The sequence below is a fragment of the Rhodothermales bacterium genome (genome assembly GCA_039944855.1).
Taxonomy (GTDB): domain Bacteria; phylum Bacteroidota; class Rhodothermia; order Rhodothermales; family JANQRZ01; genus JBBSMX01.
In genome coordinates this window covers 60729-70505 of sequence record JBDUXZ010000019.1, presented here as the reverse complement: position 1 = coordinate 70505, position 9777 = coordinate 60729, and the positions used below count along the sequence as shown (strand labels likewise).

Sequence of the window (9777 nt, the reverse complement as noted above, 5' to 3'; positions counted from 1 at the left end):
CGAGGTGCCCGGCGTCTCGGGGACGTGGAAGAACCTCACCGACAACGTGAACTCGATGGCGTCGAACCTCACGGCCCAAGTTCGCAACATCGCCGAGGTCACGACGGCCGTGGCGAACGGCGACTTGAGCAAGAAGATCACGGTCGACGTCAAGGGCGAGATCGCCGAGCTGAAGGACACGATCAACACGATGGTCGATCAGTTGTCGTCGTTCGCGAGCGAGGTGACGCGCGTCGCCCGCGAGGTTGGGACGGAAGGGAAGCTCGGCGGGCAGGCCGGAGTGCCGGGTGTGAGCGGGACGTGGAAGGACCTGACGGACAACGTGAACTCCATGGCCGACAACCTCACGGCGCAGGTGCGGAACATCGCCGAGGTCACGACGGCCGTGGCGAACGGCGACCTCTCGAAGAAGATCACCGTGGCGGTGCAGGGCGAGATCCTCGAGCTGAAGGACACGATCAACACGATGGTCGATCAGCTCTCCGCCTTCGCCTCGGAAGTGACGCGCGTGGCGCGCGAGGTCGGCACCGAGGGCGAGCTCGGCGGGCAGGCGCAGGTGCCGGGCGTGAGCGGGACGTGGAAGGATTTGACGGACAACGTGAACTCCATGGCCGACAACCTCACGGCCCAAGTTCGCAACATCGCCGAGGTCACGACGGCCGTGGCGAACGGCGACTTGAGCAAGAAGATCACGGTCGATGTCAAGGGGGAAATCCTCGAGCTCAAGGACACGATCAACACGATGGTCGACCAGCTCTCGTCGTTCGCGAGCGAGGTGACGCGCGTGGCGCGCGAGGTCGGCACCGAAGGCGAGCTCGGCGGGCAGGCCGAAGTGGACGGCGTTTCGGGGACGTGGAAGGACTTGACGGACAACGTGAACGCGATGGCCGGCAACCTCACCGTGCAGCTCCGCGACGTGTCCAAGGTGGCGACCGCAATTGCCAGCGGCGACCTGACGCAGAAGATCACGGTCGACGTGAAGGGCGAGATCCTCCAGATCAAAGACGTGATCAACACGATGGTCGACCAGCTCTCGTCGTTCGCGAGCGAAGTGACGCGTGTGGCGAAGGAAGTCGGTACCGAGGGCAAGCTCGGCGGGCAGGCGCAGGTGCCGGGCGTCTCGGGGACGTGGAAGGATTTGACGGACAACGTGAACTACATGGCGAGCGACCTCACGACGCAGGTGCGGAACATCGCCGAGGTGACGACGGCCGTGGCGAACGGCGACCTCTCGAAGAAGATCACGGTCGACGTCAAGGGCGAGATCGCCGAGCTCAAGGACACGATCAACACGATGGTGGACCAGCTCTCGGCCTTCGCTTCGGAAGTGACGCGCGTCGCCCGCGAGGTCGGCACCGAGGGCGAGCTCGGCGGGCAGGCGCAGGTGCCGGGCGTCTCGGGGACGTGGAAGGATTTGACGGACAACGTGAACTCGATGGCCGACAACCTCACGACGCAGGTGCGCGGGATCGCCGAGGTCGTGACGGCCGTGGCGCGCGGCAACCTCGCCCGGAAGCTGCAGGTCGAGGCGCAGGGCGAGATCGCCGAGCTCCGCGACACCATCAACAACATGATCGACACGCTCGACACGTTTGCCGATCAGGTCACGACGGTGGCGCGCGAGGTGGGCGTCGAGGGCAAGCTTGGCGGGCAGGCCGAGGTGCCGGGCGCGAGCGGGACGTGGCGCGACCTGACGGACAACGTGAACCGCCTCGCGGCGAACCTCACGACGCAGGTCCGCGCCATCACCGAGGTCACGACGGCCGTGGCCGCGGGCGACCTCTCGAAGAAGATCACCGTCGAGGCGGCGGGCGAGGTGGCGGACCTCAAGGACAACGTCAATGAGATGATCCGCAACCTCAAGGACACGACGCGGAAGAACCAGGAGCAGGACTGGCTCAAGACGAACCTCACGAAGTTCACCCAGCTCCTCCAGGGCCAGAAAGACCTGATGACGGTCTCCAAACTCATCCTCTCCGAACTCGCTCCGCTCGTCAACGTCCAGCACGGCGCGTTCTACACCGCCGACGACATCGAAGGCGAATCGGAGTCGGAGCTCCGGCTGCTCGCGACGTACGCCTACCGCGAGCGGAAGAGCCTCGCGAATCGGTTCCGGCCGGGCGAGGGGCTCGTCGGGCAGTGCCTGTTGGAGAAAGAGCGGATCCTCCTCGCGAACGTGCCCGACGGCTACGTCCAGATCTCCAGCGGGCTCGGCGAGGCGCCCCCGCGCAACATCATCGTGCTCCCCGTGCTGTTCGAGGGCGAGGTGAAGGCCGTGATCGAGCTCGCCTCGTTCCAGCCGTTCTCCGAGAACCACCTCACCTTCCTCGACCAGCTCACCGAGTCGATCGGGATCGTGCTTAACTCGATCGAGGCGAACATGCGGACGGAGGCGCTGCTCTCGCAGTCGCAGGGGCTGACACAGGAGCTCCAGAGCCAGCAGGAGGAGCTGACGAAGACGAACCGCCGGCTCGAAGAGCAGGCCCGCAGCCTCCGCGAGTCCGAAGACCTCCTCAAGCACCAGCAGGAGGCGCTCCAGCAGACGAACGTCGAGCTCGAAGAGAAAGCTCGCCTCCTCGCCGAGCAGAAGACGGAGGTCGAGCAGAAGAACACCGAGATCGACCAGGCGCGGAAGGCCGTCGAGGAGAAGGCCGAGCAGCTCGCCCTCACCTCCAAATACAAGAGCGAGTTCCTCGCCAACATGAGCCACGAGCTGCGCACGCCGCTGAACTCGATGCTCATCCTCTCGCGGATGCTCGCCGAGAACCCCGACGACACGCTCACGCCGAAGCAGGTGGAGTACGCCGAGACCGTCCACTCGTCGGGCTCGGACCTGCTCACGCTCATCAACGAGATCCTCGACCTCTCGAAGATCGAGTCGGGCACGATGGCCGTCGAGATCGAGCCCGTCGAGCTCGACGCCGCCGGGCAGGACATGGCGCGGATGTTCATCGAGGTCGCCAACGACAAGGGGCTCGACTTCGAGATCGACCTCGACGACACACTCCCGCCGACGATCGAGACCGACGAGAAGCGGCTGCATCAGGTGCTGAAGAACCTCCTCTCGAACGCGTTCAAGTTCACGCACGAGGGCACGGTCACGCTCCGCATCGCCCCGGCCGACGCGTCGGCTCTGCGGAGCGAGCGGCTGCGGGAGGCGGACGGCGTCGTCGGGTTCTCCGTCGTCGACACGGGCGTCGGGATCACGCCGGAGAAGCACCGCGTGATCTTCGAGGCCTTCCAGCAGGCCGACGGCTCGGTCAACCGGAACTACGGCGGGACCGGGCTCGGCCTCTCGATCAGCCGCGAGATCGCCCGCCTCCTCGGCGGCGAGATCCACCTCGAGAGCACGCCCGGCGAGGGCAGCACGTTCACGCTCTATCTCCCCGAGGTCTACACGCCGACGAAGCTCGCCCGTTCGTCGGACGACCTCGTGACCTCAGGGGCAGACGACGAAGAGTCGGCGGACCCCGAAGAGCGGGACGCCCGCGACGAGGAGGGGCCGGACGCAGGCGGATCGGACACGGACGACGACGGCGGGCTGCCCGTCACCCCGCCCGCGCCGAGCGCCGGCGGCGACGGCGCCGTGCCGACGGCCGAGCCGAAGAAAGCGACGGCGCCGGCCGCGAAGGCGGCCGTCGGGCAGGCAGCCTCGGTACCTGATGAGGCACCGGATGGAGAATCGGGCGAGGCCGCCCCCATGCGCCGCCCCTCCGCCCGCGTCGAGGACGACCGCGAGCACCTCGGGCTCGACGACGAGGTGCTGCTGATCGTCGAGGACGACCCGGCGTTCGCGCGCATCCTCCTCGACATCGCGCACGAGAAGGGGTTCAAGGCCGTCGTCGAGGAGCACGGCGAGGCGGCGCTCGCCGCCGTCCGCCGCTACAAGCCGAGCGCGATCACGCTCGACATCCAGCTCCCCGGCATGCACGGGCTCACGCTGCTCGACCGGCTCAAGAACCACCCGGACACGCGCCACATCCCTGTCCAGATCGTCTCGGTGACGGAGCGGCTCCCGCGCGGGCAGCGCAAGGGCGCGATGACCCAGCTCAAGAAGCCCGTCACGCGGGCGTCCGTGGTCGAGACGATCGGGCAGATGAAGGACCTCGCCGACCGCCCCGTTCGCCGCCTCCTCGTGGTCGAGGACAACGAGCCGCAGCGGCGGATCGTCGAGGACCTGATCGGCGGGGACGACGTCGAGATGACGGGCGTCGCGCTCGGGTCCGAAGCGCTCGAAGCGCTCGCGACCGGCCGGTTCGACTGCGCGCTCATCGACCTCGGGCTGCCGGACATGGACGGGTTCGAGCTCATCGAGCGCATCCGCGACGAGCTCGGCCTCACCGACCTCCCCATCCTCGTCCACTCGGGGCGCGACCTCAAGCCCGAGGAGGCCGAGAAGCTCCACAGCATGGCCGAGGCCGTGATCGCCAAAGACGTCGAGGCCTTCGACCGGCTCCTCGACGAGACCGCGCTCTACCTCCACCGCGTCGAGGCCGAGCTGCCCGACGAGCAGCGGACCCGGCTCGAACAGCGCCACCGCCCCGAGAGCTCGCTCGCCGGCACGAAGGTGCTCATCGTCGACGACGACATCCGCAACATCTTCGCCCTCACGAGCCTGCTGGAGCGGCACAAGATGGAGGTCGTCTACGCCGAGAGCGGCCACGACGGCATCGAGTTCCTCAAGAAGTCCGAGGACATCGACGCCGTGCTGATGGATGTGATGATGCCGGGGATGGACGGCTACGAGACCACACGGGCCATCCGCAAGCTCGGCGGCGCGTTCGCCGAGCTCCCCATCATCGCCGTCACCGCGAAGGCGATGAAGGGCGACCGCGAGAAGTGCCTCGCCGCCGGAGCCTCGGACTACATCACGAAGCCGGTGAACGTGGACCAACTCATCTCCCTCCTCCGCGTCTGGATTAACAAGTGAGGGGTGATTGCTCTGTTGAGAGGCTCAGATGAACGTCATCCTGAGCGGAGGCCGCAGGCCGGAGCCGAAGGATCTTTCCGGGGAAACCCGCAGCAGATCGCTGAAGATGCGCCCCCAGAGATCCCTCGACTCCACGCTGTTCCGCTCGGGATGACAACGTGGTGAGCCTCTCAAGAGCAAGGGGTGATACGTATGCGTAAGCGCTGCTTCCAACGCGACGGCCGGAGTCCCCACCGCATCACGTCTCACGCATCACGTACGCTACACCCGTGCCGGCTGGCGGAAGAGGTGCGGGGCCACCTCGCGGAGCGTCGCCTCGGTCTCCGTGCTGAGCTTGACGCCGCGGATCGAGCGGACGCCCTCGAAGAGCGTGGCGAGCGCGGCGGCGTCGGAGACGACGATGCCGGTGAGGTCGGCACGTTCGAGGTCGGCGTCGGCGAAGGAGGCGCCGTCGAGGCGGGCGCCGTCGAGGCTGGCGCCGTGGAGCGTAGCGCCGCCGAAGTCGGCCCCTTCGAGGTCGGCCCCTTCGAGGTGGGCGCCGCGGAGGTTCGCGCCGACGAACCGGGCGCGCGTGAGGAGGGCGTTCGGGAGCGAGGCGAACTGGAGGTCGGCGCCGGTGAAGATGGCGCCGCGGAGGTCGGCGTCTTCGAGGAAGGCCCGTTCGAGGTCGGCCTCGGTGAGGTTCGCGCCGCGGAGGTCGGCGCCGGTGAGGATGGCGCGTTCGAGGTCGGCGCTCTGGAGGTTGGCCCCGGCGAGGTTGGCGTGGCTGAGGAGCGCGCCGTGGAGGCCGGCCGAATGGAGGTTGGCGCCCCAGAGGTCCGCGTGTTCGAGGTGGGCACCGGCGAGGTTCGCCCCTTTGAGGTACGCCTCGGTCAGCTTGAGCCCCTTGCGGATGCCGTTGCGGTTGAGGCGCCGGACGTTGCCGGCGATACGGTGCGTGGCCTCGGGCGAGTGCCAGCCGAGGTAGTCGTCGATCTCCTCGCGGTAGCGGTTCGTTCGGAGGCGGCGTTCGGCGAGCCGGTTGAGCCACAGCATGAACCAGCCGATCACGAGCAGGTCGAACACCATCCCGTGCGCCTCGGCCGCGATGTTCTCCAGGAAGTTCGACGTGTCGGAGAGGTAGAACGGGAGCGAGAGCGGGACGACGACGAGCGCGGCGCCGAGGAAGACGCAGAAGGCGAGGAAGACGGGGCGCTCGGCCGCGAGCGTTTCGAGGCGGGAGCGCCAGCGCGAAAGGCGCGAGCGGCGGGGCGCGGGATCGGGGCGGTCGGACGGGGTCATGGAGAGGACGTTCGGCGTATCCAGAGGCAAGGTAGGCACGGGAATGAGAGGCCCCGGTCGTGGGCTACGCTAGCTGAGGTCCCTGATCCGGACGATCCGTCCGTCCGCAAACTCGAACTCCGACCGTCCCGCTAATCGCAAGGTGTCCCCCGCGGCCATCCCATTCGGGAGGTCGGCGGCGAGCGCGCCCTCGTAGTCCACCTCCACCGAGGCTCCGGCCCCGCTCGGGTCGAAGGCCGTGACGGTCTGACGGCGCGAGGCGAAGAGCGCAGTCGCGGACTCGGCCATCGCACGGAACGCGCCGACCTCACCGGCATCGACGACGCCGTCCGACACGTTCTCGAACTCGACAGCGGGGTGGACGGTCGCCATCATCCCCGCTACGTCGAAGGCGTTGTAGGCCGCGATGTAGCGGTCGATCAGCGCGCGCTTTTCCGATTCAGTCATGGGCAACGATGAGAGAGGGGAAGTCGAGCAAGAAAGGCTCTAACGCCTCAGCGCGCCGGGGGATGCACGCGGCGGTGCGGTCGCCGCCTACAGGGCCGACTCATCGGCTTCGCCGCCTTCGGGGCCGTAGAACAGCACCCACGTCACGAAGTCGTCGGAGAAGTCTTCGAAGCGGTGGGGCACGCCGGCCGGGACGAAGAGGAAGTCGCCGGGGCCGAACGCGACGCGCTCGCCGTCGCGGACGAACGTGCCGGTGCCCGAGGCGACGACGTAGACCTCGTCGCGGGCGTGGGGCGTCTGCGGGTCATGGCCGCGCGGGGCGTAGACCTCGACGTCGAGCGAGCCGTGGGCGAAGACGGCGGCGAAGCGCTCGCCGCCGGGGCCAGGCAGGAAGCGCAGCCCGTCGCGGACGGGGACGTGCCAGTCGGGCGTTTCCATCGCGGGATCGTCCATCGCGGTCAGCCGAGGAGGACCCCGGCGATCGTGGCGGTCATGAGGTTGGCGAGGGTGCCGGCGAGCACGGCGCGGAGGCCGAGGCTCGCGATCTCGCCCGTCCGCTCCGGCGCGAGCGGCCCGATCCCGCCGATCTGGATCCCGATCGACGAGAGGTTGGCGAAGCCGCACAGCGCGAACGTCGCCATCACGACCGTCTTCGGCAGGAGCTGGCCCGCGGCGATCGCGTCGGCGAGCTGGCTGTAGGCGACGAACTCGTTCGCGATCACCTTCGTCCCGAGGAGCCCGCCGAACGCCGTGATGTCCGCCATCGGCACGCCGACGAGCCACGCGACGGGCGCGAGCACGAAGCCGAGGATGCCTTCGAGGGTGATGTCGAGCCCGAAGAAGCCCGCGCCCCAGCCGACGATCCCGTTGAAGATGGCGATGAGCGCGAGGAAGGCGATGAGCATCGCGCCGATGTTGAGCGCGAGGTGGAGCCCGTCCGACGCGCCCGTCGCCGCCGCGTCGATGATGTTCTTCGGCCCCTCGTCCACGATGGCTTCGGCGGTGGCCTCGGCGGCCTCGTCGCTGGAGGTGGCGGGGAGCGTGGCCTCATCGGCGTCCGTGACGGGGACGACGCTGTCGGTGACGGGCCGCGTTTCGGGGATCAGGATCTTGGCGAGGACGAGCGCGGCGGGCGCCGCCATCACGCTCGCCCCGAGGAGCTGCTCGGCGAAGAGCTGCTGCCCGGCCTCGACGGCGATCCCGGCGACGGCGGCGTAGCGCTCGCCGAGGAACGCGACGTAGCTCGCGAGCACGCCGCCCGCGATCGTCGCCATCCCGCCCGTCATCACGGCCATGAGCTCGCTCCGCGTGAGGTTCTTGATGTAGGGCTTGATGACGAGCGGCGCCTCCGTCTGCCCGACGAAGATGTTCGCGCTCACCGACAGCGACTCCGGCCCGCTCGTCCCGAGCGCGCGGCGGACGACGTAGGCCACGCCGCGCACGATCACCTGCATCACCCCGAGGTAGTAGAGGATCGCCATGAGCGAGGCGAACACGACGACGGTGGGGAGGACGTAGGCGAAGAAGAAGAACCCGAGCGAGCCCTCGGTGCCCGGCGGCAGCCCGAGGCTCCCGAACACGAACGTCGAGCCCACCTCGACGGCCGCGAGGAACTTCACGAAGAGGCCGGCTACGAAGGCGAAGCCGAGCTTGGGCCAGCCCAGCGGTGCGAACACGTCGGCCATCTCATCGCCTTTGAGGACGAGCACGGCGAAGACGAGCTGGAGCAGGAGCCCGGCCCCCACCGTCCGCCAGTTGATGCGGCGGCGGTCGGAGGAGAGCGCGAACGCAATCGCGAGGATCGAGACGAGTCCGAGCAGGCCGCGGAGCAGCGAGACGATGTCCATGCAAACGGGGAACGGGTGGGAGGGCCGGGGGACGAAGAGCGAGGGGAAGATATTCCCGCCGGGCGAACCGTGTGCAGTGCCGCCGTGTCCGTGCGCGTCTCACCACGCCTTTGGCCGAAGCAGCCCGCCGATGGGGGCGAGGACGGTATTGTAGAGCGCGTACCCCGCGTCGAGGAGCGGCTGCGCGAGCGTGAGGTCGTGCTCGCCGAAGACGTGCATCGCGTCGCGGAGCACGGCGCGCTGCACGAGGAAGCGCCCGGCGAGCAGCGCGGCCCCCGTCCACCCGAGGAACACGGGGGCGAGCCACACGGCGAGCGCCGAGCCGTGGAAGAGGGCGAGCGCGAGCGTCGCGCCCCGATCGTAGAACCGCCCGGCCGAGGTGTGGCGGAGCTTCTGCCGCGCCCACCGCCGCCACGTCGTCGGGGCCTCGCTGACGACGAAGGTTTCGGGGTCGAAGACGTAGCGGACGGGGATGCCGTGGCGGTGCGCCTCCTGCACGAGCAAGTCGTCGTCGCCGGAGAGCGACGCCGCCGAGTGGGCGAAGCCGCCGACGCGCTCGAACACCGTCTTCGGGTAGCTGAAGTTGCGGCCGACGGCCATGTAGGGCCGCCCGAGACCGACCGCCGCCGCCGTCAGGAGCGCCGTCACCAGCGTTTCGTAGCGGACGAACGCATTGAGCGCGCCGCGCTCTTTTCGGTACGGCCCGTAGCCGACGAGCACGGCGTCGGGCGCCACGGCAGCGTGGGCGGCGAGCGCGTCGAGCCAACGCGGCGGCGGGACGCAGTCGGCGTCGGTGAAGGCGAGGCGGTCGTGGCGGGCCGCGGCGATGCCGACACTGAGCGCATGCTTCTTCCGCGGCATCGACGCCGGGCGTTCGTCGTCGCGCACTTGTACGAGTCGGATGCGCGGGTCCTCGGCCGACTGCGTGTTCACGAGCGCGGCGGTCGCGTCCACCGAGGCGTCGTCCACGATCACGGCTTCGAAGTCGGGGTGCGTCTGCGCCGTGAGTGCGACGAGGAGGGCCGGCAGCCGCCCCATTTCGTCCCGCGCTGCCACGACGACGGACACCGGCGGAGGGTCGGCCGCGGGGACTTCCTCGGATGCGCGTCGCGCCCGGCGGAATCCGAGCGAGAGCGTCAGCCAGAGGGCGATCTGCACGGCGAGCGCCGCGGCGAAAAAGGGGAGCATGGGCGCAGTCGAAGGGGGAGGGCGGAACGTACGGGCGGAGCGGCGGGCGCGACCTCCGGGCGTAGCGGAACGCGTTGTGTTTCA

6 protein-coding genes are annotated in these 9777 nt (G+C 69.0%); 1 reads left to right on the top strand and 5 read right to left on the bottom strand.

What is annotated here, in order from left to right:
* On the top strand, positions 1-4930 hold a 4930-nt coding region (locus ABJF88_09010; GenBank protein MEP0547059.1), incomplete at its 5' end, for a HAMP domain-containing protein.
* A gap of 261 nt (positions 4931-5191) precedes the next feature.
* Here ABJF88_09010 and ABJF88_09005 read toward each other — a convergent pair.
* From ABJF88_09005 to ABJF88_08985, 5 genes are all read right to left on the bottom strand, one after another.
* Entirely contained in the window at positions 5192-6211 is a 1020-nt protein-coding gene (locus tag ABJF88_09005; protein MEP0547058.1) for a pentapeptide repeat-containing protein, read from the bottom strand.
* Between the two features lie 69 nt (positions 6212-6280).
* Positions 6281-6658: a nuclear transport factor 2 family protein gene (locus ABJF88_09000; GenBank protein MEP0547057.1), complete on the bottom strand. Its 378-nt coding sequence runs from the start codon at positions 6656-6658 to the stop codon at positions 6281-6283.
* Between the two features lie 87 nt (positions 6659-6745).
* Positions 6746-7111 carry a cupin domain-containing protein gene (locus ABJF88_08995; protein MEP0547056.1) on the bottom strand — a complete coding sequence of 122 codons (366 nt, stop codon included), beginning with the start codon at positions 7109-7111 and terminating at the stop codon, positions 6746-6748.
* Positions 7112-7116: 5 nt separating this feature from the next.
* Positions 7117-8505: a nucleoside transporter C-terminal domain-containing protein gene (locus ABJF88_08990; protein MEP0547055.1), complete on the bottom strand. Its 1389-nt coding sequence runs from the start codon at positions 8503-8505 to the stop codon at positions 7117-7119.
* 99 nt (positions 8506-8604) lie between these two features.
* Positions 8605-9693 (bottom strand): glycosyltransferase, encoded by a 1089-nt coding sequence (locus ABJF88_08985; protein ID MEP0547054.1) that lies wholly within the window; start codon positions 9691-9693, stop codon positions 8605-8607.
* Positions 9694-9777: the final 84 nt, after the last annotated feature.